Origin of the sequence: Komagataeibacter xylinus NBRC 15237, from assembly GCF_001571345.1 — a bacterium.
Classification (GTDB): domain Bacteria; phylum Pseudomonadota; class Alphaproteobacteria; order Acetobacterales; family Acetobacteraceae; genus Komagataeibacter; species Komagataeibacter xylinus.
Window position 1 is genome coordinate 18425 of record NZ_BCTP01000022.1, and the last position, 24844, is coordinate 43268.

At 61.0% G+C, this 24844-nt stretch carries 24 protein-coding genes; 2 read left to right on the forward strand and 22 right to left on the reverse strand.

The genetic code is table 11. The annotated features are described in order from the left end of the window. Position 1: 1 nt before the first annotated feature. From GXY01S_RS17135 to GXY01S_RS10005, 4 genes are read right to left on the reverse strand one after another with little or no spacing between them, the layout of a single operon-like run. Positions 2–1033: a tyrosine-type recombinase/integrase gene (locus tag GXY01S_RS17135; RefSeq protein WP_081500010.1), complete on the reverse strand. Its 1032-nt coding sequence runs from the start codon at positions 1031–1033 to the stop codon at positions 2–4. A 57-nt stretch (positions 1034–1090) separates the two neighbouring features. After that, positions 1091–1954 (reverse strand): ATP-dependent helicase, encoded by an 864-nt coding sequence (locus GXY01S_RS09995; protein WP_242013141.1) that lies wholly within the window; start codon positions 1952–1954, stop codon positions 1091–1093. Next, positions 1951–2625, reverse strand: a complete 675-nt coding sequence (locus GXY01S_RS18950) for a hypothetical protein (protein ID WP_255210410.1) — start codon at positions 2623–2625, stop codon at positions 1951–1953. Before GXY01S_RS18950 ends, GXY01S_RS09995 begins: the two co-directional genes overlap by 4 nt. Next, a complete protein-coding gene (locus GXY01S_RS10005) occupies positions 2622–3812 on the reverse strand; it encodes a DUF3991 and toprim domain-containing protein (RefSeq protein ID WP_061274668.1) in 1191 nt (396 codons plus the stop codon). The genes GXY01S_RS18950 and GXY01S_RS10005 overlap by 4 nt, the downstream gene beginning before the upstream one ends. A gap of 372 nt (positions 3813–4184) precedes the next feature. Here GXY01S_RS10005 and GXY01S_RS19305 point away from each other — a divergent pair, with 372 nt between their 5' ends. Next, positions 4185–4511, forward strand: a complete 327-nt coding sequence (locus GXY01S_RS19305; RefSeq protein WP_156470306.1) for a hypothetical protein — start codon at positions 4185–4187, stop codon at positions 4509–4511. Here GXY01S_RS19305 and GXY01S_RS10010 read toward each other — a convergent pair. From GXY01S_RS10010 to ssb, 4 genes are all read right to left on the reverse strand, one after another. Beyond that, positions 4470–5510 (reverse strand): Fic/DOC family protein, encoded by a 1041-nt coding sequence (locus GXY01S_RS10010; protein WP_061274670.1) that lies wholly within the window; start codon positions 5508–5510, stop codon positions 4470–4472. The two genes, GXY01S_RS19305 and GXY01S_RS10010, sit on opposite strands and share 42 nt — an antisense overlap. 12 nt (positions 5511–5522) lie before the next feature. Then, entirely contained in the window at positions 5523–5732 is a 210-nt protein-coding gene (locus GXY01S_RS18135; RefSeq protein WP_146222787.1) for an antitoxin VbhA family protein, read from the reverse strand. Between the two features lie 101 nt (positions 5733–5833). Beyond that, the gene (locus GXY01S_RS10015) at positions 5834–6037 is read right to left on the reverse strand and encodes a hypothetical protein (RefSeq protein WP_061274672.1); all 204 of its coding nucleotides are present in this window, start codon (positions 6035–6037) and stop codon (positions 5834–5836) included. A gap of 74 nt (positions 6038–6111) precedes the next feature. Next, a complete protein-coding gene (ssb, locus tag GXY01S_RS10020) occupies positions 6112–6579 on the reverse strand; it encodes a single-stranded DNA-binding protein (RefSeq protein ID WP_061274675.1) in 468 nt (155 codons plus the stop codon). 372 nt (positions 6580–6951) lie between these two features. Here ssb and GXY01S_RS10025 point away from each other — a divergent pair, with 372 nt between their 5' ends. After that, entirely contained in the window at positions 6952–7464 is a 513-nt protein-coding gene (locus GXY01S_RS10025) for a hypothetical protein (RefSeq protein ID WP_061274677.1), read from the forward strand. On the opposite strand, the gene GXY01S_RS10030 is transcribed toward GXY01S_RS10025, so the two are convergent. The 14 genes from GXY01S_RS10030 to GXY01S_RS10080 form a co-directional block, all read right to left on the reverse strand. Next, on the reverse strand, positions 7461–7967 hold the full coding sequence (locus tag GXY01S_RS10030) for a hypothetical protein (RefSeq protein ID WP_061274679.1): 507 nt from the start codon (positions 7965–7967) through the stop codon (positions 7461–7463). The two genes, GXY01S_RS10025 and GXY01S_RS10030, sit on opposite strands and share 4 nt — an antisense overlap. Then, complete coding sequence (locus GXY01S_RS10035) at positions 7964–8353, reverse strand: hypothetical protein (RefSeq protein WP_061274681.1); 390 nt, start codon at positions 8351–8353, stop codon at positions 7964–7966. Before GXY01S_RS10035 ends, GXY01S_RS10030 begins: the two co-directional genes overlap by 4 nt. After that, positions 8350–8730, reverse strand: a complete 381-nt coding sequence (locus GXY01S_RS10040; protein WP_255210411.1) for a hypothetical protein — start codon at positions 8728–8730, stop codon at positions 8350–8352. The genes GXY01S_RS10035 and GXY01S_RS10040 overlap by 4 nt, the downstream gene beginning before the upstream one ends. A 53-nt stretch (positions 8731–8783) precedes the next feature. Further along, on the reverse strand, positions 8784–9683 hold the full coding sequence (locus tag GXY01S_RS10045; RefSeq protein ID WP_061274683.1) for an ArdC family protein: 900 nt from the start codon (positions 9681–9683) through the stop codon (positions 8784–8786). A gap of 72 nt (positions 9684–9755) precedes the next feature. Further along, the gene (locus GXY01S_RS18575) at positions 9756–9917 is read right to left on the reverse strand and encodes a hypothetical protein (RefSeq protein ID WP_169797740.1); all 162 of its coding nucleotides are present in this window, start codon (positions 9915–9917) and stop codon (positions 9756–9758) included. A 191-nt stretch (positions 9918–10108) separates the two neighbouring features. Beyond that, the gene (locus GXY01S_RS10050) at positions 10109–10642 is read right to left on the reverse strand and encodes a DUF3085 domain-containing protein (RefSeq protein ID WP_061274685.1); all 534 of its coding nucleotides are present in this window, start codon (positions 10640–10642) and stop codon (positions 10109–10111) included. A gap of 102 nt (positions 10643–10744) precedes the next feature. Further along, the gene (locus tag GXY01S_RS17145) at positions 10745–11047 is read right to left on the reverse strand and encodes a DUF5983 family protein (RefSeq protein WP_082770823.1); all 303 of its coding nucleotides are present in this window, start codon (positions 11045–11047) and stop codon (positions 10745–10747) included. A 333-nt stretch (positions 11048–11380) separates the two neighbouring features. Next, on the reverse strand, positions 11381–11749 hold the full coding sequence (locus GXY01S_RS18960; RefSeq protein WP_082770824.1) for a DUF6915 family protein: 369 nt from the start codon (positions 11747–11749) through the stop codon (positions 11381–11383). Positions 11750–11760: 11 nt separating this feature from the next. Further along, the gene (locus GXY01S_RS10055; protein WP_061274687.1) at positions 11761–12177 is read right to left on the reverse strand and encodes a DUF6878 family protein; all 417 of its coding nucleotides are present in this window, start codon (positions 12175–12177) and stop codon (positions 11761–11763) included. A 147-nt stretch (positions 12178–12324) separates the two neighbouring features. Beyond that, the gene (locus GXY01S_RS10060; protein ID WP_061274689.1) at positions 12325–14259 is read right to left on the reverse strand and encodes a ParB/RepB/Spo0J family partition protein; all 1935 of its coding nucleotides are present in this window, start codon (positions 14257–14259) and stop codon (positions 12325–12327) included. 169 nt (positions 14260–14428) lie between these two features. Further along, positions 14429–19531, reverse strand: a complete 5103-nt coding sequence (locus GXY01S_RS10065) for a lactate dehydrogenase (RefSeq protein ID WP_061274691.1) — start codon at positions 19529–19531, stop codon at positions 14429–14431. A 303-nt stretch (positions 19532–19834) separates the two neighbouring features. Beyond that, positions 19835–20803: a phosphoadenosine phosphosulfate reductase domain-containing protein gene (locus tag GXY01S_RS10070; protein WP_061274693.1), complete on the reverse strand. Its 969-nt coding sequence runs from the start codon at positions 20801–20803 to the stop codon at positions 19835–19837. 309 nt (positions 20804–21112) lie between these two features. Then, a complete protein-coding gene (locus GXY01S_RS10075; RefSeq protein WP_255210412.1) occupies positions 21113–23095 on the reverse strand; it encodes a hypothetical protein in 1983 nt (660 codons plus the stop codon). Positions 23096–23710: 615 nt separating this feature from the next. Continuing rightward, positions 23711–24616 carry a replication protein RepA gene (locus tag GXY01S_RS10080; RefSeq protein ID WP_061274695.1) on the reverse strand — a complete coding sequence of 302 codons (906 nt, stop codon included), beginning with the start codon at positions 24614–24616 and terminating at the stop codon, positions 23711–23713. Positions 24617–24844: the final 228 nt, after the last annotated feature.

Consider the following 24844-nt stretch of genomic DNA (forward strand, 5'->3'; position numbering starts at 1 on the left):
TCTATCCTCCGAAGACCCTGTTACCAAGATTCATATCCATCTGTTCGACCGAGTGTGCGATTTTACGGAGAAGATCTTCACCAGATAGATGGATATAAAGTGTCGTACTTTGAACATTGCGGTGTCCGGCATACGTTGCGATATCGTGCAGACGCCAGCCTGACCGGGCCAAGTGCGTCAGTCTCAGATGTCTCAAGGTATGAGTACTGAACGCCGGTATGCCGGCTTGAAGGGCAAGACGTCTGACAGTTTTGCTCCATGACCACTTCGTTATGGGCTGTCGAAAGTTTCGATCTGACTCAGACAGAAACAAGGCACCTGAATGGGTTGTCGCACCGCGTCGACGATGTAAATACACTGCCAACACAGGACAAATCACTGCTGAGTAACAAACCACTCGAGCGTGTGCACTTTTACTCGTCTCAGCCCGAATAGTGAGGAGACGTCTCGCAGGGTCAATATCCGACACCCTCAAACCTACTAACTCTTCTCGGCGCAGTGCGCCATAGTAGGCCAAGGCGAACATGAGGCGATTTCTGACTGTTTCCTGTGCGACTATTTCTTGCAAGCGAGCCCATTCTTCGTCAGATGGCAAATATGGCAGTAATTTGGAACGACGTACCAAACCATACCTGAACCCGACATGCTCCGAGAGTGGGCCGCGCCCTACAACCGCCTGCCCTCGCGGCACCGGATTTCGATGTTTGATTCCTTCAAAGACCAAATGATCATACCAAAGTCGGACGGCGGACAGGCGCTGATGAAGCGTAGCATTGCTCACAGCAGCGCGAGTGGATAGGAAAGGAACGTCTTCTCCACGTAAATACCTTACAAATAGTGAAACATGACTCAAAGTTGCTGCCTCAGGAGCAACACCTGCTGCCTCACAAAAAAACAGATACTGTTCCAGACCTCTGGCATAGGCGTCTATGGTAGCGGGCGAACGGCCAAGATTGTCGAGCAACGAAAGCCATAAGCATCCTTGAGAGTTCTCAGAAACCTGCGGATATCGTGACCATTTAGGCTCAGGCATCGTACCCTCCCTTTGCAACACGAAGGTATAGATTCAAGCCGATGTATTCCAACTAACTTATAAGATGCTCTGCGAATCATCGCCCACGCAGAACAGTTCTCCGGATTTCTTGCTGAGCAGGGTGAGCCAGAGATACTGCGCGCGGTTCACATCCTGAAATTCATCCGCCATCACGGCTGTGAAGCGGCCTGTCCAGCGGCGATGATAGGCCGGATCATGGAGCATGGCGAGAGTCGGCCACATCAGGAGATCGCCAAAGTCCGCCGCGTTCTGCTCACGCAGAATGGCCTGATACCGGCCATAGAGCCCGACCACGAAACGCCAGCTCTCATGATCCACGAAGCGGTTGGCCGCCTGTCGCTTGCGGATCATGCTCTCGACATGCGCCCGGGCGGCTTCCGGTGTCACCAGATCCTCCTTCAGGCGCGAGATCCGCTCGGCCATCTTTTTGATCTGTTTCGCATCTCCGGGAGCCCCCTCCTGCGGAACAGGAAGCTCCTCTTTCGGCATCGCCTTGATCAGGCGGCGCACAATCCCAAGACTGTCATCCGCATCGCGGATGTCGAAGCCGCTGCGCAGATGTGCCACTTCCGGCTCTGCACGAAGCTGGCGGGAGGCGAGCGCGTGGAATGTGCCGAGCCAGGTGGGCACCGAGTGCGGACCCAGAACGCCGGCGATGCGTTTCCGCATTTCCTGCGCGGCTTTGTTGGTGAAGGTGACGCACAGGATCTGACCCGGCACCATGCCATACAGCTCGATGCGCGTCGCCACGCCGGCTGTCAGGGTTTTGGTCTTACCCGTGCCGGCACCGGCCAGGACCAGAACATGGCCGAGAGCCATGGCGGCGCGGCGCTGTTCCGCCGTCAGATCGTCAAGGATCGGCGCCAGGGCATACGGAACAGGAAGATCATCGGGTGTCATAGCTCTTCGATCCCTTCCGCCAGACAACCATGCGTTTCGGTGATCTCACCGGTCGAGAGCAGGAGCGTCGCCGGGTAGGAGAGATCCCAGGTCTCAAGCCCGCGCTCCCAGCGTCCGTCGATGACCAGACCGAGCGGACAGCCGACACGCTCATAAAGCCGCACAGCGGTCTGCGGGATCGGCGGATCCTCTTCGATCGGAGCATCGCTCCGGCGCAGATGACGGGTCCAGATCTCGGCAGCCGGGGCCGATCGGGCGAACACCTCGGCGAGGTCCGTCACGAAGGCCAGGCGTGCAACGCCGAGATCCGCGTAATGGGCAACAGTGGTCATGACAGTCTCCTGTGTCAGGTGATCCTGGAAACAGGATCGGTCAGCCGACAGGTCTGTGGCCCGCCAGCCGGCAATGACGATCACCTCGTGATCATCGGTGAAGAGGACGATGCGCCCTTCCAGATCCCAGCCCTGAGGCAGGGAGGTGTCGCGTTCGCCGCCAATCACCACACCCCGGAATTCCGCTTTCCCGTCACCGATCTCGACAAAACAGTCAGGCTCGGCACATCCATGCGGGCGATGCTTCTTCCAGATCGCATTGGCCTGAGCGTGACCGGGAAGGATGTCCAGAAGGCGTCTCCGCCAGTTCTCGGACGCGAAAGGTTCGAACCAGCTCATAGGGAAGCTCCTGGAGAAGAGGTCGCTGAGCGCGCTGTGGCAGGGGATGGCGCCCTGGCAGGTTCCGGGGCTGGCGCTGCCTGATGGCGCGCCGGGCTGTTCGCCCTGGCCTGATCCAGCCACGAGGAGGAAACGGCATCCGGCTGCGTTGCGGGCTTTGTGGTGATAGCGTCGGAAAGACGCGGCAGAGATCCGGCAGGGGCGGCTCCGCCCTGAGCCTCTTCTCCGTGCACCCTCAGAGCCTTGTTCCAGTCGTCTCCCGGTGTTTTCGGAGAGATACGTCCCGACCAGAGCCCGACCTCCTGGGCCATGGCGGCCAGCTTCGCGGCGTAGACGTGACCCTGACGGTCATTATCGACAGCGATGACCAGGCGGGCATCGGGCTGTTTCGCCACGGTCGCCATGACCTGTTTCAGATTGGCCTCACTCTCCGGGCTCATCCCACCACCCGTCGAAGTGTAGAGCGATCCTTTTTTGAAACGATCCAGTGCGGCAAAGGACAGCGCATCAATGGCGGCTTCCGTGACCACAAGCCGCCGTGCGGGCTCCGTTCCCTCGTCCGCCCGAAATCCGAACAGACGCTTGCCGCCGCCGCCCGTTGAAAAACCCTTGTACTCGGGTCCGCGCATCTCCATGCCGGTGAACTGGCCGTCCGCGTCACGATGGCCGAACCAGGCAGTCCCGTTCGGGCCTTCCTTCAGCACGCCCTGACGTCCGGCCACCGCCACGATGCTGCCCGGCAACCCGCGTTCTTCGGTGAGATACCGCCATGCCGGGGTGCCTTCCTGCGGCGCTGAACGACGGCCCCACAACTCGGCCGGCTCGCGGCGCGGCCTGTCACTTACGCCTTTGGTCCGCTCAGCGACTTCGAGTGTCGGGCTTTTACCGATCAGATCGCGCAGCTCGCGCCGGACATGGCCGAGGTTCTTCGACGGATCGAGATGCTGCACGAGTTTGAAAACGTCGCCTTTTCCGTCCCCTTTCGGATCCCACCAGCCTTTGCCGTCATGATTCACGATGATTGCCTCGTTTTCACGGCGGAATTTCAGGTTGCGGGCCGAGCGCTGCGCCGTGGCTTCGCGGTCCAGTTTGAAGCCGGCTTTTTCGAGCACAAGAACGCAGCTCACCTCACGGCGAAGTTCTTCGAGTTCTTTCTGTTGTGCTTCTGCGGAATTTGCGTAAGCCATGGAAGAAATCCTTTCACGAATAGCTTCGGCTTTCTGGTAAAACTATACTACAACTCGAACGCGAGAGCGAGTATTAAACACAATAAAACGCAACAAAAACCGCACCAAAGCGGGATTTATTACTTGCACTATCAATCTATACAGGATTTTTTCTTTCCGCCTGCCCGGCGGGGGTGCAGGGGGCAGCAAAGCCCCCTGCCTGCGCACCCAGCCCGCAACCGGCTGCACGACGGCACGCGACTGTTCAGGATCCGATCGGATTAAAGACGAACGAATAAACACGACGCGGGACACTCCTTCTGGAATGTTCCGCGTGCGCCCCCATCATGCGACTAACGAGAAAAAACTGAACTTAGAGACACGGAGCGCCCGATGCGTCCCGGCTCTGCAGCATCACCGGTCAAGGTGACGCTGCAGTTCCTCAAAATGTTCATTCATGGTCAGTTCGCCCTGGATGAACCGCGTGTTGATCCGTTCGATCTCCGCATCGAGTATCACGCCTTCAAGCCGACAACTTCCTCGCGCGTAATCGACCGCTTCCTGTCGCTGACGGCGTTCTTCCGCAGTAATGGAAGGCCGCGACTGGTCATTATTCCCGCATTCTTCCATTTTTATATTCCTCTACCTGCTGGTCTGGCTTCGGGTCAGCGTTCCAATTCAGGGAGAGGGATCGCCCGATGGATCATGCCGCCTGACTGATGCCGGGGTTTCGTCACTGACTGGCTCGCTGCCAGGTTTCTTCTGGCGATCGCCATAAGCCTTCGCCCGATCGAGCCAGTCCGGTGCCGTGGCCTTTGGTTCATAAGAACCGGAGCGCCCGATCAATGCGGTCGCCAGGGATGAAAAACTGCGGCTGGCAGGTGTTTCTCCCGCAGCACGGAAACTGACCTGATCCCCCGATCTGAGACCGTCGGCATGGCTTCCGAGATCCGCGAGATTGCCGATGTAAACGCGGTCGCCTGAACCCATCATGAAATTATCACCCGAGCGTCCGGCGAATTTCCCATCATAGGCCTGACCGGGCGTCGTTGTGGCGATATAACGCTCATTCCAACTGAAATCAGAGTCATCCCGGAATGCCTTTTCGAGAAACCGGGTTGCCTTCACCAGAGCCTTATGACGGGTTGAATCCAGAAGTTCATCGAACATCCTGATCGCCGGCATGTGATCGCCCTTCATACCGGCGATTGAGACGACGGCCATCCGCTCCTGCGAAATACCCTCGAAATCCAGGGTATGCCCTGCCTCGCGGGCAAAAGCCTCCCAGACGATCCGCTGCGTCCGTCCGTTTCCCTCACGAAATGGATGAATATGGTTCAGCTCGTTGAAAGGAACGGCAAGCTGTTCCGCAAATTCCATCCGCGATAACCCTCGCAGATTGTCTTTTTCCGCCAGCCGTTCAAACAGTTTCCTGCCTTCCTGTTCAATCCGCTCAGGAGCGAGAAAGCCGCTCATGTCCCGGACCAGAAGTGTTGTTCGCGGCTGTCCGGCCCAGCTGTATACATCCTGGAACAGGTGGTAATGTATCGCTTTTACCAGAGGAAAGCCCTGCAATGCAGGGAGTCCACGTTCATGCAGTTCTGCTTCCCGTGAAGCAGTCAGAAATTTTTCCAGCCGATCAAGTGCCTCTGGATCATGCTGGATCCCTTGCACATTCTCTAATGTCTCGCCATCGCTCTGGAGATAGGGATCGCCCATGTCTCAGGAAAATCAGGCGGCTTCCGACCTTTTCTTCACGGATCGGCCGGTAATCGCCTCTATAACCTGCCGTCGTGCTTCGTCGCCGGAAATCTCGCCGCGAGCGTAGGCATCGAGCACAGGGGCATCACGAGGGTCTTCGCGTAGTCCTTCAATCAGATTGTTTACGCGCGCCTTATGTACTGCTCGTGTCCGGACGGCGATCTGCTCAGGTGTTAACATGGACGTGGCTCCCTCATCGGCAGTCGGAACAGTATCATACCCTGACGATTTTCGCACACTTTCGCGCTTTTCCAGACGTCATTTCTGGTCGCCCTTTGCCCTTACCGCGCGCTGTCGAGAAGCTTCTCCCGGGCGATCCTGCGCATCTCCAGGGCGCAACGCCGGAATTCGGCCCGCTGCCGGGCCGAAAGCTGCGGCAGATGACAGAGCTGGTCGAGGCCCGAGGCCGCAGCCTCATGATTCCGCGCATAGGCGCGGGCCTGTCCGCGAGGAGCGGTCAGGCGCCTGATAAAAACGCTGCACATGGTGCTGACTCCGCACAGGGATTCCGGATGAAGTGCGCCATTCCGGGCCGTCTCCGGCCCGAAAAAAGCCCGACTCAAAACGGTATTTCGTCATCCAGATCCGATCCGCCGGGCGTGTTCGCAGCAGAACGCGGCGCCGCGCTTCGCGATGGCCGGTCATCGTCAAAGCGGCCTTCTCCGGTGTTCCGGCCATTGGCCAGCACCTTTATGTTTCCGTCAAAGCGATCGATAATTACCTCGGTCGTGTAACGATCCTGTCCCTGCTGGTCAGTCCATTTCCGCGTTTCCAGATGGCCCTCGACATAGACGAGCGTGCCCTTCTGACAGCGACGTTCAATCACGCCCGAGAGGTGGTCGTTGAAGCACACAACACGGTGCCATTGCGTTTTTTCTCTCCGCTCGCCCGTATTGCGGTCGTTCCATGATTCGCTCGTTGCTACGGCGATATTTGCGATTTTCCCGTCGCCTTCCCTGCGTGCCGCGAGTTCCGGATCCCGACCGAGATTGCCGACGAGGATGACGCGATTGACTGACTGGCTCATGACCTGATTTCCTTTTCTTTCCTTCCAGTTCCTCTCCGGCCTCTGCCGGGTCTCTGACCTGGTGCGGTCGCGCGGAAGCGGGCATCAGGCGGCGGGCGCAACCCCTCGGGGCGGCAGTGGTGCGGAAGCCGCCTGCGGCTTCACGGTGCCGTCCCGACCGAAGGCCTGGGGGTTGCGCCCGACGACGACCGCTTCAGACCGCAAAAACCAGGGCAGAGACCCGGCAGTGCCGGCGATCCCCTTTCCTCTTCTTCCTGATTTTTGATATTTCAGCGTTCTGACGACCGTTTTTTGCGTTTTTCCCCACTGTTTTCGCTTGTACCGCCCGATTCCGCGTACTAGACTCTCCTGACGAGAGAACGGGAGTTCAACATGGCTGTGATTACTGTCCTGGACGGCCACATCACCCTGAAAGCCGATTTTCATCCGGAGCTGGCCACACAGGCGCGGCGTTATCGGGGACGCTTTATGGGAAAAGAGACCGGCTGGTCCTTCAGGCATGAGCACGAGGAAGCGGTGCGGAATGTCTGCCGCACACTCTACGGCGTGGATGGCACACCGGAAGCGTGGGCCGATCGCTGCAACGTGCAGATTGAAGTCAACGAGCAGAACATCCGCACACCGTTGTGGCGACAGTTCAACGCCGACATTTATGTCGCCGGTCGGCACGTAGCCGGTGTCTTCGGCCCGCGTCAGGTTCTCCGGACAGGCAAGGGCGTGAAGTTCCTGCGCGGCGGTCCGTGCTGTGCCCTTCAGCACGGCGCATATGAGATGGACGTGCCGTCCGGCACCCTGCTTGAAATCCGCAACTATCCCCGGGCGGCACTCGACTTTCTGGCCCGGTGTCTCGAAGGCCACGGTTCATGGACCGTGGCGCGGGGCTAGAACAGCCCCAGCTGCACGGCTGGCGCGGCCACGACCGGGGATACCGACGCCACGCCGTGCTTCGCCATCAGGCGGGCCAGTTCCGCCTTCTCGCGCGCATTCTGATCTTCCCGGGCACGGCTGGCCCATGCCTCGACCAGAAGGTTCTCACGGACACGCTGGCCGATTTCCCGCTCCACGTCCGACCAGACAAAGCCGGGATCTCCCCAGCAGGGATGTCGCACAATCTGGTCAAGGAAATCCCGTCGTGTCGCGGCGCTGTCGAACCATGTCTGAGCGAAGCCGTGCCGGTCATAATGAGCAATGAAGCCGAACATATTGCTCAGACGCTCATACAGGGACGCCGTGAATTTCTCGGCAGGCATTCCCTCGGCGATGAACCGCAGCATGGCGTTACCCAGCTTCGCTTTTTCCTCGACCGTCGCCCATCTGGTCGGCTTCAGGAAAGCCGGATCGAGCGGCGGCGTGCGGATCCGCTCGCACAGGATCGGTGCGGGGGTCATGCGACCAGGCTCCGGTTCCGATACCCGTTATGGAACCGGCTGACATCGGGCAGGCCGGGATACCGCCCTTCTCCCATGCCTTCCTCGTCCATATGCTCCAGATAGCGCACAGCCATTGTCACGCGGCGACCACTGGCAAGGCTGCGCAGTATCGCCAGATCCGAGCGCCCACGAATATAACGGTCCTCCCAGAACCCTGTAACAGGATTCCGCACGGCCGCGCCCATCTTCCCATTGAGAAAGCTCTCCACGATCCACGGTGTTGTCCGCCACGGGCGGCCGGAAACAGGAGCCGGGAGCCGGAAAATCGAGCCACTGGCCACGGTTCCGACGCGAAGCGGATTGTCGCCGCCCTGGAACGGCGACGTGTAATACTGACGGATCATTCCGCTTCTCCTTTTGTCTCAGAGCCTTTGTCCACGCCGGACGCAGGACCGTTCAGGGCAAGCGCCTCGGCAGCGTCGCTCTCCACGGTCACGATCCATTTGTCCGTTCCGAGCGCACCGCTGCGATATGCGGTATCGAACCCGCGCGGTTTGCGGTCGCCCCGGCGAATATGCACGCCGATGGAGAACGACCGCCCGGGATGGTCAGTGGCGATCCTGTCGCCATAAAGCGTCACCGCCTTCGTGAGATCTGCCAGCGTACGGGCTTCGGTCATTCCCCGGTTTCCGAGGTGATCCATGGGCAGAGCGACCAGCACTTTGCCGGTGCCGGAAAGCCTGTGCACGGCAGGGGTCGCGATCAGAGCAAAGACAGGCATGACAGACTCCATCTGTAAAACACCCTTTTCGGGCATGTATTTTTCGGAAACTCTCAGGCAGCGTCCGCCACGTCCCCGATGGGCTGACGGCGCGTCGATGTGTTGAAAATGTATTCGGCGGCGGCCGACGCGGCGCTTGCTGCGGTGAAAATCGCCCGCTTGTCCGCTTTCAGAAGATCAAGCCAGCTTCCAATGTAATCCGAGTGACGGACGGTCGGCTCGATCTGCAGTTCCGCACACACGAACGCTGACACCATCTCGGCGACCAGTTCCTCGGCCGCATAGGCGCGGTCTCCGAACCGTTTTCCGAATGTGCGGGCCAGCCGTTTTTCCGAGCCCGTCCAGTGTCCGATCTCGTGGAAGACCGTGCGATACCAATCGATTTGTGCAAAATAGGACTGCTGGGGCGGGACACGGATATAGTCCGGCTCAGGCGCGTAAAACGCCTTATCGCCTCCCACCCGGATGTCTGCCCCGGTGTCGCGCATCAGCGCTTCAGCCTGCGGCACAATCTCGCGCTCGGGCAACGGTGTGGGCGCCGCCCCCACGCCTTCCGGCAGGTTCTCGCACTGGTCCACATTGAACACCGTAAAGCGCTTCAGGAACGGAATCGTCCGGGGATCGTCGGATCCTGCTTCCGACTTCGGTGTGAAACGATCGGCGTAGAACACCGTCGTTCCTTTCTCTCCTTTTCTGACATTTCCGCCCTCGGCCAGCGCCTGCCGGAACGTCAGCCATTTCTGCGTGGAGAAGCCCTGCATTTCCACCGAACCCCACAACATGAGAATATTGATTCCGGAATAGGCACGGCCCGTCGTCGCGTTCCGGGGCAGGGCAACGCCGCAGTTCGAGCGGCCCCACGGGCACACCCACGGCACGGTGCCGTTCTCAAGCTCGCTGATGATCCGGTCTGTGACGGTCTGATGGATGTCAGTGCGTTCGGTTCTGGCCATGATCTGTCTCCAAAACATGCGAAAGCCGCCCCAAAGGACGGCCATTCTCTGCTGCAGATGGGCGGACGGGTTTCACCCGAGATCGAGCACTCCGGTCGTGGGATCCAGGAACAGGTCCGGAAGCACGAGAGCGACGACCAGGGCGAGCGTCCAGAGGAACACGAGCGCGAGAAACCTGATGATTTCCACGGCGGGATGGGGTTGGGGTGGAGAGACGGTGCGGTCCTGAGCCATTGTCCAGATCCTTTTTTCTGGCGTTTCTGACCCTTTCCGGCGACCGCAGGGCAGACTGACGGGCAAGGGCGCCGCGCAGCGGCGGGATCGGCCTGGCCCGCAGCGAAGCGAGGACACATGCCGACCCACCCCTTGCGCGGCAGGCTGAACTGTGGTGCCGATCCTCTTTTCCGTTTCCTTCCCTCCCTTTCTCAGACTTTCCCCTTTTTCTCTTGCCGCGAAGGCCCCTTCCCTTTCGTGCCTGACGGCCCGGCACGGGGCTCTTCTGGCGGTGCGAGGAAGGGGCATCGGATCTGTGTCGGGGACACGTCGATCCAGAAATGACCGCGCGCGGTCGCCTCAAGCGCCTTGCGGATAGTCTCGGCAGACAGGAATTCCGCGCCATCGTCCCCGCCAAAAGACGCACGTTTCACGTCATACCAGTCCTCGGGAGAGGCTTGCGTATCCGCCTCTCTGGCGTAGGCGACAAGGTTCACCTCACCGTTGTCGCCAGGGAGGCCCGGATGACCATTCGACATCAGATAGATCCCCTGGTCGCCCACCAGCATGAGACCAGCAGGGATCTTCGTCCGGTCAATATCCTCGTATGCGGGACGTCGGGTCTTCACCCCGGGCCGGAGACAGGCGGGATCATAGAGCTGATCCAGCGTTGGCGTATGTTCGCTCGCGGCGTCGGCGTGGGCGAGCAGCCGCGTCACCAGGGCATGGTCGAAATGCAGTTTCATAATCGTCTTCCTTCTGTGTTCCTCCTGGGAGGACACAAAAAAAGCGGGACACTCTCGTGTCCCGCCCTTTCGTATTACAGGCCATGGTCTTGGTATTGCCGGTCATTCGTCTTCATCATCAAAGAACTGGTACGCCTCTTCTACCGCACCGTCTGAATCAAACATGACGTAATCACATCCGTTACTTGCCGCATCTTCAAGAATTCGGCGAAGGCTGACAGAGCCCGGCCAATCCGGCGAACAGCGGCGTTCACCAACCCACACGAACCAGCCATGAGGACCGGAGAGACAGGACAGGCCGGTTGCACCGCCTGATTGTGCATAAGCCTCCAGCAACTCCCGATCTGACTTCGGCAGATGGCCGGTGCTGAGATCCATGAAACGTCTGATATGGGCATTCACCATGGACCTGTGCCTTTCTGTTCACGCCGCACTTTCGGGCGGACGGAAAAAAGAGGTGGTCAGGCAGACTGCGATTCCGCTATAATCGTGTTGCTGCCTGACGAAATTTGAAACAGGTGTGACCAAAATGGACACACCTGGAACCGGGGGTAGGCTTCGCTAAAAATCAATCCGTTAGGCGGCGCTTTCGGAAGCCATGTTTCATAGACGTTCCATATCGCTGAAACGGATCAGGCTGGCACTCGCCGCAGGGTGCCCGGCAGCTGAAGAGACTCTCCTAAGCGACCTACTGGCGTATAAAGCTTGTAATCAGCCTCTAGGTTTTCTTGGCATTTTCTATTTTGTGTGGTTATTTGCCCACTCTTCTGCGAGATGAGCTAACGATTGCGGATTACCCATCCAGCGCTCGGGTCTGATGGATCGCGCCCAGTCAGCAAAAGAAGGAATTCGCCCGTGATCTTCGAGAACGTGTTGCTCGGCAATCAGCCTGACAGGAACAATTCGGCCGTCTGAATTCGTAATCACGACGCCGAACTGTGCCTCGCAGGCGAAACATCCCTCTGCATGATGACGAAGCGCCCTATGCCGCATGTCGCCGATCAGCACCTTCGACCAGTCAAACCAGTCGTGAATGGGTTGGTAATCTTCTGGTCGACCGCCCCATTTTCGGACGGAAGAGAGAGCGTGATGATATGGGTGTGCCACGGCAGACCTCGTCAATAGAGGGATGTCGAATAGTTACGTTCGACGAAGTAATCATAATGTTCAAGGGTAATCACCCTGGTCTCCACATCCCAGGTTACTTCCCCTCCTCCACCTTCGTTGTTTTCCCAGCCGCCGTGATCAATGGCGACTATGCCCATAGAGGTATTTTCGATAACTTCTTTGATCTGAACTGTTTTTTTCTCGGGAGTATTATTCCCCCACACGAGATCCTGGACAACCACCTCTTTCTCAACGGAGCAGTCTGCTGGCAGGATACTGAAATCCTCAATTCCCCCGCTGTCACCGCTACCTTCGTACACAACGGTTACACTTGTAACGCCAAGTTCCTGATGGGCGTCGAACACGACTTCCCGATTTTCGGAAATCACCTTTCTTTCGGCTTTTTCGTAGTCCTGGTAAGAAGACATAATAACCTCACAGGTTTTATTTGGTGTATCATGTGTGTTTCGCAAGCATCTCGTAAGCAGTAGCCAGACCGACCATCTTCTTCATTTCCAAGACCCGCGCGAGCCTGCCTGCCGTCCAGATGCGACTGAAGAGTCTTTCCTTGGGGTTCACCGGATCGCGATGAACTCGACATGCGATCTCAGGAACTCATCCGGCGTCTGCGGCGGTGGAAGCGGGTTCTCCTCCTCCTCGTCGTCAGGATCACCCTCCCCTTCCTCTTCTGCCGCGCGCCGCGAAGGCCCGACCTCATCATCGTCCTGAGCAATCTCCTGCTCAGGTTCGGCCGTCTCCGCAACAGCCATCGCACTGCCATCCGTGACTGCGTCGTCGCCGTGCTCCGTTTCGTCTTCATCGGCGTCCTCCAGATCGTCGTCGCTGGCTTCGGGTGGCGGTGGACTGAGGGCTTCCTGAAACGAGGCGTTCAGCTTCGCGACATCGAGCCCGAACCGGGCCTCGGGATGGACCCAGATCCCCTGCCCCACCCGGTCCATCAGCGCTTTGCGCATCTCCTTGCCCGTGTTGCGCGGCAGAATGCCCTCGGCCTGAACCACCTTCGTGATGCCCGGCTTGCTGAGCGTCTTCAGGAAGTCCTCATCGGCCATGGTGGGGAGCCGGGCGTCGGCATTGACGATATGGCCGGCCAGCACGCTCCATTCGCCGCTGTTCGTGCTATTCTTCTCGCAGGAGAGCACGGCTTTCAGCACGCGGATCGCCGCCCCGCGCAACAGGGTCTCGTCCAGCGCCAGTTCCCCGTCCTGAAACAGTCCGGCAGCCGCTACCAGCCTCTGCGAGGGCCGACGCTGCGGATACCACGCGCCCGCATCTCCATCGACCCGGACGTTCTGCGCGTTGAAGGCCGCGATCATCAGCCCGACCAGCGTCCACGGGTCGGCGCCCTCCTGCATCCCGTCCAGCGCCGCGTGCAGGGCCTGTGTCCGGAAGCTGCCGATCATGTCATGTCCGCGCCCGGAAATATCCGCCCGCTCCTTCGGCACGTCGGGCAGAGAGTCAATCACGGCGGACGGCGTGATCCGGTTCGCGGCCGGGCTGTCGGCGAGAATGCACCAGCCACTTTCGACCTTCAGCCTGTGATTGAGCCAGAAGCACTTCGTCGCCCCTTCCCGCTCCCAGTAAATCCGGGCGCTTCCATCCTCGAACAGGGGCTCGCCATCCTCGTCGCTCTGCACGATCACCGCGTCTTCGGGTGTGCTCTGGCTCAGCCACTGGCGCTGCGCCTTCTCATAGGCGATCCCGTCCTCGGTGTAGCGGCCGTCCTTGCCAGCCTCACCGAACAGATCCTCCTGCCAGACGATCCTGCAGCTTTTCGCGATGGCATCGTCAAAGGACGCATCGGCCGCGTAAAAACGATCCTGTCGCAGCGCCGAGGCAATCCGGCTCCAGTCGGGCTCGGCCGCTCCCGGCTGCCACGATCCGTCCGGCAGCCGCACCCGGTCTCCCTCGCAGGCCTCGACGTCTTCCGGGGGCTCCGTGCCGACCGGAAACCCGAAATAGCCCCAGACCTGTTCCTGCAGACCTTTCGAGGCCAGCGCGATACTGGCCAGCTCACGGCTCTCCGGTCCTTTTCCGACCTCGATCCAGGCGAGAATGTCCGGCAGGACCGATGACAGCCGGCTGATCTGTTTCAGCTGCACCGGCGTCAGCATCAGCGTCTTGCAGATCGCGGTGTCGTTCCACTGCTTTTCCGCCCGGAGCGAGGAGATGACGCGCCACTGTTCCACCTGTGTCATTGGCTGGCGGATCATGTTTTCCGACGCCGCGCGCATCCGGTCCAGTTCCTCGTCATCGCCCGCCACGACCACCTGAATCGTCTTGAGCCCGGCCTTCACGGCGGCGCGACGGCGACGATGGCCGGCAACGATCATCAGGCCATCCGGGGTTTCCCGGACCAGAGGCGGATGGATGATCCCGACCGCCTTGACGTTCAGCGCCAGCTGCCGGTCTTCCGTCTCGTTCGGGGCTGCGGTGCGGGGATTCTCGGGATTGTCGAGCAGCGTCTTCGGATCGACTTCGCGCAGTTGCATGGTTTGCACTCCTGTTTTCAGGACTCTTTCCTGATGCTTTTCCGGCAGGCAGCGCCGGACAGGCGGGGCAAGGGCGCCGCGCAGCGGCGGGATCGGCATGGCCCGCAGCGAAGCGAGGACACATGCCGACCCACCCCTTGCGGCGGCTGGCCGGAGATGGCAGCCGCTCTCAGGCTGCCGTCTCTTCCTTTTCCTTGTCCTGACCGTCATCATTCGCCGCCTCCTCTTCCGTCGAGGTGGCGGCGAGATCGTCTTCCAGCGCTTTCAGTTCGGCGCGCTTTTCATCGAGCATCGCCTGTTCGGCGAAGGGCAGACCCAGCCGGGACTGGTAGGACGGCAGGCGACGCTCCGCTTCCTCCCGCGTCCTGATGGCGTCGCGCAGCGCATCATCAAGCCGGAGCAGCGCGTGCTCGATGCGCGAAACCAGCCCGAGACCTTTCGTGTCCTCTTCGATCGTGACGGTGATGCGGCCCGACCGCGCTTCGAGGAACAGCGTCACATCGACGGTGCGCTTGTCGGAGCGCCGGATCCAGCTCGGTTCGGCCTCGCATACGACAGCGAAGCCCCCGATCTGTCCGAGGGTCCACTTCCCTTCCTCGCCATTCTTCGCTGCCATCCGCACCTGGGACAGGAGCCACGATCCGGCCTTCTCGCGCTCCGTCACATTGCCTTTCTCACGACACAGCGCGAAGGCCTCGCCTCTGGTGGGCTGGCGGACAGCAAGATCCGCCTCGATCAGCGGGATCAGACGGTCGGCGCCGGCAATCTCGCGCTCAGCCCGTTCAATGGCGCGCTTCACCGCAAACTGATCATCGTAATGGGCAGCCGCCAGCCGCTCCAGCCGCGCCAGATCGGCTTCCAGCCCGGCCTTCTGCATCAGGCGCGCATCGCCCGAGGCCAGAGCCTTGGCCATGGCGAACTGGTTGCCCCCCTCCCCGCCAATGTCCTCGATCCGGCGGATGGACCGGTCGCCCGACATGGCGAGGCCGATGAAACGCTGCTTGCGCTCCAGAAGCTGCCAGTTTGTCGCGTCAACGGACCCCTGCTGGGCATAGGCGTACAGCTCGATTTCCTCGTGCTGATTGCCCTGCCGCTCGATCCGGCCCTCGCGCTGGATGATGTCCGAGACCAGCCACGGCACATCGAGATGATGCAGGGCTTTCAGCCGCTGCTGGGCATTGACGCCCGTGCCCATGGTCGCGGTCGAGCCGATCAGGATCCGCTTGCGTCCCGCATTGAGGTCGCCGAACAGCTTCTGCTTCGCAGCGCTCTTTTTGTAGTGCTGCATGAACGCGATTTCCGCGCGCGGCACGCCCATGCGGATCAGCTCGTCACGGATCCAGGTGTAGGCCGAGAAGCCCCGCGTCTCCATCGCGCTCTCGGTGCCGAGGTCGGAGAAAATCATCTGCACCGCGCCCGGCAGATCACAGGGCCGGCCGGTCTCCGGATCGGTGTAGCGGTTGTCCGACGTTTCCTGCCAGATCCGGAACACGTTCCCGATCATCAGGTTCAGCTTCGAGCTGTCATCATTCGCGGCCAGGGGCGCCACGAACCGCAGATCGATCGACGCGTGACGGGCGTCGGTGATGACGGACAGAAGGATGTCGTCGCCCTTCTGTGGCCGGCCCTCGCGCGCCTCGATGGCGTCGATCCGCGCCGCGAGCGTCTTCTGATACGCCCGGAAGTTGTCGTTCGTCGGGGCGACGATGATCTCGCGCCGGCCTCCCCGGATCGCCGGCAGTTTCACATACTGGCGCAGGTCATCCTGCTGAACGACATCTGCGAAGTCGCGATACATCGCCATCAGATCGGCGACATTCACAAACTCTGTGAAACGTGTGACCGGCTTGTAAAGGCCGCTCGGCTGCAGCTCCAGTTCGGTGCGGGTTTCGCCGAAATTCGCCGCCCAGGCATCGAACTCATGCAGGAAGCGCTTCTGCAGGGCTTCGAGATCCATATAGCGGCTGACCGTCCACATCTCGGCCAGTGTGTTCGTGATCGGCGAACCGGACGCCATGATCAGAGGCCGTTCCGGATTCTTCGCTGCCAGATAGCGGGTTTTCACGAACAGATCCCACGCCCGCTGTGATCCGTTCGGATCGACGCCTTTCAGGTCGGACTGGTTGGTGGCGAAGCTCAGCTTGCGGAACTGCTGTGCCTCATCGACAAGAATCTGATCGATGCCGATTTCGCCCAGATGCAGAAGGTCGTCCTTGTGGCCGGAGAGGCCTTCCAGCTTCGCCTGCATCTTCTCCTTCATGCTCTCGATCCGCTTGCGCGAGAGCCGGTCATCCGCATCGACGCTTTCCAGCACTTCCTCGAAAGAGGCGATCTGCTCCTCGATCATCCGGCGCTCGAAATCCCCCTCGACCGGAATGAATTTGAACGCATCATGTGTGATGATGATCGCGTCCCAGTTGCCGGTCGCGGCCCGGGCGAGGAACCGCTGCCGCTTCACCTTCACGAAGTTGGTCTCATCGGCGACAAGGATCCGCGCCGTCGGGTAGAGCATCAGGAACTCGCGCGCCATCTGCGCCAGACAGTGACCGGGCACGGCGATCATCGCCTTGCTGATCAGGCCGAGACGCTTCTGCTCCATGACGGCGGCGACCATCGAGAACGTCTTTCCCGAGCCGACGGCGTGGGCGATATACGTGCCGCCAGCCGCGATGATCCGCCAGATCACCCGTTTCTGATGGCTGCGCAGGCTGATCGTGGTGCTGGCACCGGGCAGGCGGAGATGGGAGCCGTCGAACTCCCGCGCCACGAGGTTGTTGTAGGTATCGTTATACAGCCGGACCAGCCGCTCCGCCCGGTCGCCGTCCTGCCAGACCCATGTCTCGAAAGCACGCCTGATCGCCGCGAGTTTTTCCTTTGCGGCTTCCGTTTCCTTCGTGTTCAGCTCGCGGTGCTCATTGCCGTCACCGTCGCGCCAGACGTCCCAGATCTTCGGTGACGCCTGGGTCAGCGCATCTTCCAGCAGCTCGCCCGCATGGCGGCGTTCCGTCCCCCAGACAGAGGTGGCCTCGGCCTTGCCCAGGAAGCCCCGCTTCTCCACCGTCCAGCACGCTACGGCGGCGGAATGATGGATGGTGGTTTCCACCCCCAGAACCTCGGCGGTAAAGGCGATGATGTCGCTGACCGGCAGCCAGGGGGCTCCGAGGCGCGCCGTGATTTCGGACGGGCGCAGATCGACCGGCTGCACGGCTTCCAGGGCCGTCACATTGCGGGCGTAGCGGGGGTCGGCCCGGGCCGCATCGCGGGCCTGCTCCAGTTTTGTGCGCACCGCGCCGGAGAGCATCTCATCCGACGTGACCCAGACATCGCGCCCGTCCGTGCTGCGCTCCGGGTCGAGATACACCGCCTCGCCAAGGGCTGCGACGACATCGCCTTCGGGCTGTCCCAGAAGCTCGGCGATGCGCGGCATCTCCACGCCGCCCGTTTCATGCAGACAGACCGCCAGGGCATCGTGCGCGGAATGGATCTCCGGCTCGACCGGGGCGTGGATCACCCGCTCCGAGAAGATCGGTCCCATCTGGCCCTTCTGTGTCGCTTCGTCATACTCCTCGATCGAGGAGACCAGCCAGACATCCGGGTCGTCGTAGAACGGCGTCAGGTTCGGCCGCCGCTGGGTCTCGTTCTCCACCCCGGTTTCCGGATCGACGCGGACAGTCACGTTCGTCAGGTTGATCGGACCGTACTGCCGTACAAAGCTGAGATAAGCCCGCTTCAGCTCACCCTGCAGGCGGCCATAAGGCAGGTTTTCCATCTGTGCCCGCAGGACCGCCCGGGCGGCATCGCGGATCGGCACGAGAGCGGAGATGATGCGGGCGTGCTTCTGGAAAATGCCCTCCTTCTGCTCGCCTTTCCTGATCGGGACCATCACCGCCTGTCCGTCCGCAATCTGCTGCAGGACGCCCCTGGTGACGAAATACGAGCCTTCCTTCAGGAGGGCGCCGTCCGCTGCGGTGCCGACCAGAACGTCGGATCCTGCCGGCCTGACGATGCGCTGCTCCGCCGGGGCCGGGAACCGCACATCCTGCCCGATCCGGGCCAGAGCCTCGGGCAGCACGGCATCGGGGGCGAGCCCGTCCGCCGCCTCGCAGGTGTAATCCGGGCCGAACTGTGTCGTGGTCCAGCCATGACGGCCCGCCACCTGTTCCGGACGGTCGAGGAAATAGCGGCTGATCACCAGCGGTCCGTTGCCCTGGTTGCTCCCGGGCACCTCGCCGGTTTCCAGCCAGTTCTCATCTCCGGGCAGATCGCCGATCCCGCGTTTGCGGAACACGAGCACATCAATGACCACATCGGTGCCGGCGTCGTTCCGCATCGTGCCGGCAGGCAGGCGCACCGCCCCCACGAGGTCAGCCATCTCCGCGATTGTGCGGCGGGCGGTGCTGTCGGTCTTGTCCAGCGTGTAGCGCGAGGTCACGAACATCGCGACGCCGCCCGGACGCAGCGCCTCGACGGAGCGGGCAATGAAATAGTCATGCAGGCTCAGTCCGAGGCGGGTCAGGCCTTCCGGTCCGCGCACGGTGCGATTGGAAAACGGCGGATTGCCAATGGCGAGATCGTATCCGGCCGCCAGCTTCGCCGTGGTGAAATCCTCGCTGCGGATCCACTGGTTCGGATAGAGTTTGCGCGCGATCCGCGCCGTGATCGGATCATTCTCGATTCCGGTGAAGGCGATCCGGCCTTCAAGGTTTTCCGGGCGGGCGGCAATGAAGAGGCCGCTTCCACAGCCCGGTTCCAGCACGGAACCGCCTCTGAAGCCCATGCGCAGCGCCGTATCCCACAGGGCACGCACGATCGTTTCGGGCGTGAAATGCGCATACTGCGTGGCGCGTTTGAGCCCTGCCCGCTCCGCGTCCGTAGTCGTGGCCAGCAGGCTCGCCCCGATCTCCTCCCATCCGGTCTTGAAGCCGTCCTGGCCGGGCGGGAACAGATTGTTCGCCAGGTCCCCTGCCCCGAAGCCGATAAACCGTGACAGCACGACCTGTTCAGCGGCCGTGGCGTTGCGGTCTTCCTTTTCGAGTTCTCTGAGCAGGGCGATGGCCAGCACGTTGTCGCGGGCGCGCTGCCGCCAACCGTCTGCGAGGCCGCGTGTGCCGCAGAGACGGAAGTCGGTCTGAGGAATGGCGAGCGAGGCAACGGGTACGGACGAGGCGGGGACGGGAGATGTTCCCTCTTCTCCTTCGAGTTCGCCCCAGAAAAGATCGCTCTGCGGATCGCCGAGTGCGGTTGTGCCAAAAAGGCTGAGCTGGAGTGACATGACCGGGCTCCGTACAAACGCCGGCGCCCGGCCCTGCTCGCGCAGGCCGGGGGATTGCCGGGTTCAGGTTTTCAGGGTGTCAGGAAAGGCTTTTTCTCTTTCCTTCAGCCTTCATCGCGACCGGGTCGGCCGGGGGGACGCAAGGGCGCCGCGCAGCGGCGGCACCGCATCCCGCGCACAGACGGCGAAGCCGGCGAGCACGGGGAGGAGCCACCCCTTGCGGCGCGCCGGCCGATCTGGTGCGACTGTTCTCTTCATTTCTTTTCGATTATGGCTCTCTTTTTTCCGATCGCCGGCTGTGTCCTATGTCGGGCCGTCCCCTTCACCGAACGCACCGGCAGGCAGTGACCAACGGGACAGGCGAACGGATCCCGTCCACCGATCTGAGATTGCACGCGCCACAAGATCGGGGCGGTTCAAGGCCGCCCTGAACGGGCGCCCTCTGTCAGCCAGTCCATGCAGATCGATGTCGCGACGGATCGTACATCCAAATCTCCGCTCGTATTTCGCGAGCTGTTCAAAATTGTCGGGACAAATATGGCGAAGTGTCGCGGCCTGGTCCGCGCTCTGGAAAATGCAGGAGCGACACGACAGCCGGTGGAATCCGATCTGGTATGGCAGAGCGGGCAGCACGGAATAGCGTTCCAACGCGCTCCAAACGTCACGCTCAGTCCAGCTGTGAACCGGGCGCCAGTGATCGACATGCCGAGGCCGTCGAACACTGCGGCGGGTATCGGTTCTATGAGGCTCAAAGGCCGCGTAGCGTGCGCGATTGGGGCTTTCTTCCGCTCTCTCTCCTGTCACGAACAGGCTTTTCCCGTCGAAAAAGCGCTCCTGATTGCGCAGAGCGGCATCGGCAACGGCAATCTTCAATGCTCCGCTGCACCAGCGCACTGTCAGGTCGGCAGAAACCTGTGGGAACCGCAGGCGCGTATTGGGTTTCCCCCGCCCTCCCCGCGTTTTGACCCCTTCGGGACTCTCAAACGAGATCGGCGCGGTGGGAGTGTTCTCGCGCAACATCTCGCGAAGAAACCCACCCTGCCGCCAAGAGAACCAGACCGGCACACTGAAACTCGCCGCCAGGGCGCGGACGTAACCATGCGTAGAGGGCCAATCCATCAGAGGTTCGCCACCATCAACATCGTGATGCCAGAGTTCGATCCGATCCGGATTGGCACCTGCATCAAGAAGCGCACACAAGGAGGCCACGCTATCCTTTCCGCCGCTGAACGCCACAACAATCCGTGCGTATCGGTCTAGATCCGGCATCATGACAGGAACCTCGCGGCCGGCGCTCCAGTCATGATTCGCCGGCTGCTGAGGGCTCCCGGCACAGGGGTCATCGAGAGGCGCAGCGGCTTCTGGTGGCGTCCGTCCCACGTCAATCGCTCGCAGGGTTCTAGAATTCCTGCCTCTACCGCATCCTTGTCCCGGGCAGCGCATACTGTCTCATTGCCGCCCGCATTCCTCTGGCAAGGCTCTCCTTCGGCCGCACCGAAGCCGCGACACGGCAGTGAGATCGCGGGATCCCCGTGTTGCCACTCGATACCGCAATTACGACATTGAGCCGGTGAGGCAGTGTCAGCCTGAGAGCATCTCGTCGGCCGTCACCCAGACGTCCCTGCCCTGCCCGCTTTTCTCAGCGTCGAGATAGACGCAATCGCCCAGCTCGGTCAGCGCATCCGCCTCGCTGTGGCCCAGAAGCTCCGCGATCAGCGCAAGGTCCACGCGGCCGGTCTCGTGCAACAACACAGCCAGTGCGTCGTGCGCGCCGTGGATCTCCGGCTCGCTCGGCGCGTGAATGACGCGCTCGGAGAAAATCGGCCCCATGCGCCCGGTGTCGGTGGCCTCGTCGTAGTCCTCGATCGACGCGACCAGCCACACATCCGGATCGTCCACGAAAGGCTGGATGTTGGGGCGGCGCTGGGTCTCACGCTTCGCGCCAGTCTCGGGATCCTCGCGCACACTGGTCCGCGTATGATTGATTGGACCGAACTCACGCACGAAGGACAGATAGGCGGTCTTGAGCCGACGCTGCAGCTCGCCATAGGGCTGATTGGCCATCTGCGCGCGCAGGACGGCGCGGGCGTTATCGCGCACCGGCACCAGCGCTGAGATGATGCGACCGTGCTTGGCGAAGATCCCCTCGGTGGAACCAGCCTTGCGGATCGCGACCTTCTGGGCCTGCCCGTCGATGATCTGGTGCAGCGTGCCCTTCTCGACGAAGTAGCTGCCTTCCTTGAGGTCGGCGCTGGTTGCCGCAGTGCCGATCCGCACGCCATCGCCTGCCGGCCGGATGATCCGGCTCTCGCGTGGCGGCAGGAAATGCACGCTGGGCGCGATCCGGCTAAGGGCGTCCGGAAGCAGGACGTCGAGGCCGGTATCCTTGCGGGGCGCGCAGGTGTAGCCGGGACCGAACTGCGTGGTGGTCCAGGCGTGCGTGCCGAGCGCCTGCACCGGGTTTGCGAGAAGGTAGCGATTGACGATCAGCGGGCCATTGCCCTCATCGCTGCCGGCGACCTCGCCCGTCTCAAGCCAGGTCTCGTCGCCGGGCACCTCGCCGATCTCGCGCTTGCGGAAGGCCAGCACGTCCACCACGACGTCGGTGCCGGCGTCATCGCGCATAGCCCCCTCGGGCAGTCTGACGGCACCCAGAAGATCGGCGCTCTCGGCGATGGTCCGGCGTGCCGTGGGATCGGTCTTGTCCAGCGTGTAGCGGGATGTCACAAACAGCGCGATCCCGCCCGGGCGCAACGCCTCGATGGAGCGCGCGATAAAGAAGTCGTGCAAGCTCAGTCCCAGCTTCTCCAGACCTTCGCGGCCATGCACCGACCGGTTGGAAAAAGGCGGGTTGCCGATGGCGAGCTCGTAGCCCTGGATCAGCTGGGCGCGAGTAAAGTCCTCACTACGTATCCACTGGTTCGGATAGAGTTTGCGGGCGATCCGCGCCGAGATCGGGTCGTTCTCGATCCCGGTGAAGGCGATCTTTCCCTCGAGCTTTGCCGGGCGTGCTGCGATAAACAGGCCGGTGCCGCAACCGGGCTCGAGCACGGAACCGCCCCGAAAGCCCATGCGCTGGGCCATGTCCCACAGCGAATGTACGATCAGCTCTGGCGTATAGTGGGCATACTGCGTGGCGCGCTGCAGCCCGGCGCGGTCGCTCTCGCTGGTCAGCCGGGTCAGTTCCGAGGCCACGTCCTCCCAGCCTTTGCGCACCTCTTTTCCGGGTGCCGGAAACAGACCGTTGGCCAACTCACCTGCACCGAAGCCGGTAAAGCGGGCCAGCACGTCCTGCTCGGCCGGTGTCGCGTTGCGGTCCTCGCGCTCAAGCGCAGCGACAAGCGCGATCGCCGCAACATTGGCCTCGGCGCGGGCCTTCCAGCCGTGCGCCAGACCACGCACGCCGTCGAGGCGGAAATCGCGCGCGGGGATACGCAGGGGTTCGGCTGGCGCCGGGGCCACCTCGGGGATGGGCTGATCGTCGTCGAGTGACCACAGGGCGGCGAGGTCGCCAGAGAGGGCGGTGGTGTCGAACAGGCTGAACTGCTGGGAAGACGCGGACATGACGCACTCCGTCCAAACGGCAGCGCCCGACGCCTCTCGCGAGGGTCGGGGTGCCAGATTTCGGGGATGACCGGGATTGGCCGTCAGGAGCGGAAAAGGGGCTGACCTTTCGGTCTCACCTCATTTCTTCTCCCTGATGCCTTCGCGGCAACCGGGCCGGAGTGGGGGGCGCAGGTGCGGCGCGCAGCGCCCGGATCGCAGCCACGTGCAGGCCGCGCAGCGGACAAGCCTGGCGAGAACCCACCACTTGCGCCGCACGCGCCGGGCTGGTGCCACCTTCTGTCCTTCTGTCCTTCTGTCCTTCTGTCCTTCTGTCCTTCTGTCCTTCTGTCCTTTGGGGGGCGCGACCAGAGTCCACAATACTTCGAACCGATTGCCCGCGACCAAAGTCCACAGCTCAGTTTGCCGTCTGGCGGAACAAAAAAAGCGCATTATTAGGTAGTTAATGAGTGGAGCAGAAACCTGTTTGGTGCCAGACCGCGACCAGAGTCCCTGTCACCAGCGATCACGGAAACAGCGCGACTATCGGCGGTTCATGGTCTTACCGCGAGTTGAGTCCACACTTCGTTCGGCTACGCGGAAATCTGAATAGGAACAGTGGCCCGCAGGCAGGGTTCAGCCCTCCAGGCGGGCTACAGGTGGCTTTGACGGGGAGAGAGTCACTCCCGTTTCTCCCACAGCTACTTTAGCGTCGGGATAAACGGCAGTTGCTAATTCTAAGGACTCAATAAAACCAGCGCGAAAGTCCCGCAAACGAGAATAACCGGATCCGAACTGAGCATGCAGCGATGGCCAGGAGACTTCGACATCGCCTTTAATGCAGTGCAGGCGATATGCTAACCAAATATAAACATCAATGGCTAGACTTCGGGCTCCAATTGCCCGAAGCGCGGTTTCGCTTAGCGGGACAGGATGGTGTGATAAAGACTCGTAGAATTCTTTGTTTAGGATAACGGTATCCTGCCATAGCGTTGACTGGTCTTGGCTTTCGTCAACCATGGCTATGGCACCATCGACGAATCCTCCTTTCTTCATGAGCTCTTTATTATTAAAGCCCGAATAAAACGTCAGACTACAAGAAGATATCTTCTTTGCTTGTGCATTGACGTTCTTGTAAGTCTTACCTCCAATGGATAAGCCCATGTTGCTCATCCAATCGCGCATAGATTTTCCGAGCTCGATTTCTCGGGTCTTCTTTCTTATAGCTTCGCTTTGTAGGAACAGAAGAATAAAGCGCGCGTAGGATCCGTAAGGAACTCCGACATGCGACCCGTCTCGTTCAACGCCACTTTGGATCAGCAATGTTAGGTTGTGACCGTCTTTTTTCCACACCGTTTCGCTTGGCGGTTTGTGGGGGAGACAGGTCAGTGCAAAACCTGAGTAAGTAAAACCGAGTTTCTCATTCTCTTCGCTCAGAATTTGAAATGCCGCTTCAATCAGATTTCTCTGATGCTTGCTATCGGCACGCCGACGAGCTTCGTCGATTCCGTGATTCAAGATGAGCATGTGCGGGGTCGGCATGGTTTGTTCCTCGCAGGAAGTCGTTGCGGACGCAACGTGGACTTTGGTCGCGGAAGCTATTTGAGAAGTTTAGATTATTATTTGTACCGTATGTGCGCGACTAGAGTCCTCACCATAAGCGACCAGAGTCCATGGTTTCTGCGACCAAAGTCCACCCGACAATGTGTGGATAAATTTTGAACAGACATCAGCGCGAGTAAAGTCCCAAGGATAACTCGCAACGTTGCA

Coding starts and splice junctions, on each gene's coding strand:
- GXY01S_RS10005 (WP_061274668.1), bottom strand. CDS start 3,812: ATGGCTTACGCAAATTCCGCAGAAGCACAACAGAAAGAACTCGAAGAA.
- GXY01S_RS18135 (WP_146222787.1), bottom strand. CDS start 5,732: ATGTTAACACCTGAGCAGATCGCCGTCCGGACACGAGCAGTACATAAG.
- GXY01S_RS18575 (WP_169797740.1), bottom strand. CDS start 9,917: ATGGCTCAGGACCGCACCGTCTCTCCACCCCAACCCCATCCCGCCGTG.
- GXY01S_RS18950 (WP_255210410.1), bottom strand. CDS start 2,625: ATGAGCTGGTTCGAACCTTTCGCGTCCGAGAACTGGCGGAGACGCCTT.
- GXY01S_RS19305 (WP_156470306.1), top strand. CDS start 4,185: ATGCGTCCCGGCTCTGCAGCATCACCGGTCAAGGTGACGCTGCAGTTC.
- GXY01S_RS10060 (WP_061274689.1), bottom strand. CDS start 14,259: ATGCAACTGCGCGAAGTCGATCCGAAGACGCTGCTCGACAATCCCGAG.
- GXY01S_RS09995 (WP_242013141.1), bottom strand. CDS start 1,954: ATGACACCCGATGATCTTCCTGTTCCGTATGCCCTGGCGCCGATCCTT.
- GXY01S_RS10055 (WP_061274687.1), bottom strand. CDS start 12,177: ATGTCTTCTTACCAGGACTACGAAAAAGCCGAAAGAAAGGTGATTTCC.
- GXY01S_RS17135 (WP_081500010.1), bottom strand. CDS start 1,033: ATGCCTGAGCCTAAATGGTCACGATATCCGCAGGTTTCTGAGAACTCT.
- GXY01S_RS10070 (WP_061274693.1), bottom strand. CDS start 20,803: ATGATGCCGGATCTAGACCGATACGCACGGATTGTTGTGGCGTTCAGC.
- GXY01S_RS10045 (WP_061274683.1), bottom strand. CDS start 9,683: ATGGCCAGAACCGAACGCACTGACATCCATCAGACCGTCACAGACCGG.
- GXY01S_RS10075 (WP_255210412.1), bottom strand. CDS start 23,095: ATGTCCGCGTCTTCCCAGCAGTTCAGCCTGTTCGACACCACCGCCCTC.
- GXY01S_RS10080 (WP_061274695.1), bottom strand. CDS start 24,616: ATGCCGACCCCGCACATGCTCATCTTGAATCACGGAATCGACGAAGCT.
- GXY01S_RS10035 (WP_061274681.1), bottom strand. CDS start 8,353: ATGATCCGTCAGTATTACACGTCGCCGTTCCAGGGCGGCGACAATCCG.
- GXY01S_RS10015 (WP_061274672.1), bottom strand. CDS start 6,037: ATGTGCAGCGTTTTTATCAGGCGCCTGACCGCTCCTCGCGGACAGGCC.
- GXY01S_RS10025 (WP_061274677.1), top strand. CDS start 6,952: ATGGCTGTGATTACTGTCCTGGACGGCCACATCACCCTGAAAGCCGAT.
- GXY01S_RS10040 (WP_255210411.1), bottom strand. CDS start 8,730: ATGCCTGTCTTTGCTCTGATCGCGACCCCTGCCGTGCACAGGCTTTCC.
- GXY01S_RS10065 (WP_061274691.1), bottom strand. CDS start 19,531: ATGTCACTCCAGCTCAGCCTTTTTGGCACAACCGCACTCGGCGATCCG.
- GXY01S_RS17145 (WP_082770823.1), bottom strand. CDS start 11,047: ATGGTGAATGCCCATATCAGACGTTTCATGGATCTCAGCACCGGCCAT.
- GXY01S_RS10010 (WP_061274670.1), bottom strand. CDS start 5,510: ATGGGCGATCCCTATCTCCAGAGCGATGGCGAGACATTAGAGAATGTG.
- ssb (WP_061274675.1), bottom strand. CDS start 6,579: ATGAGCCAGTCAGTCAATCGCGTCATCCTCGTCGGCAATCTCGGTCGG.
- GXY01S_RS10050 (WP_061274685.1), bottom strand. CDS start 10,642: ATGAAACTGCATTTCGACCATGCCCTGGTGACGCGGCTGCTCGCCCAC.
- GXY01S_RS10030 (WP_061274679.1), bottom strand. CDS start 7,967: ATGACCCCCGCACCGATCCTGTGCGAGCGGATCCGCACGCCGCCGCTC.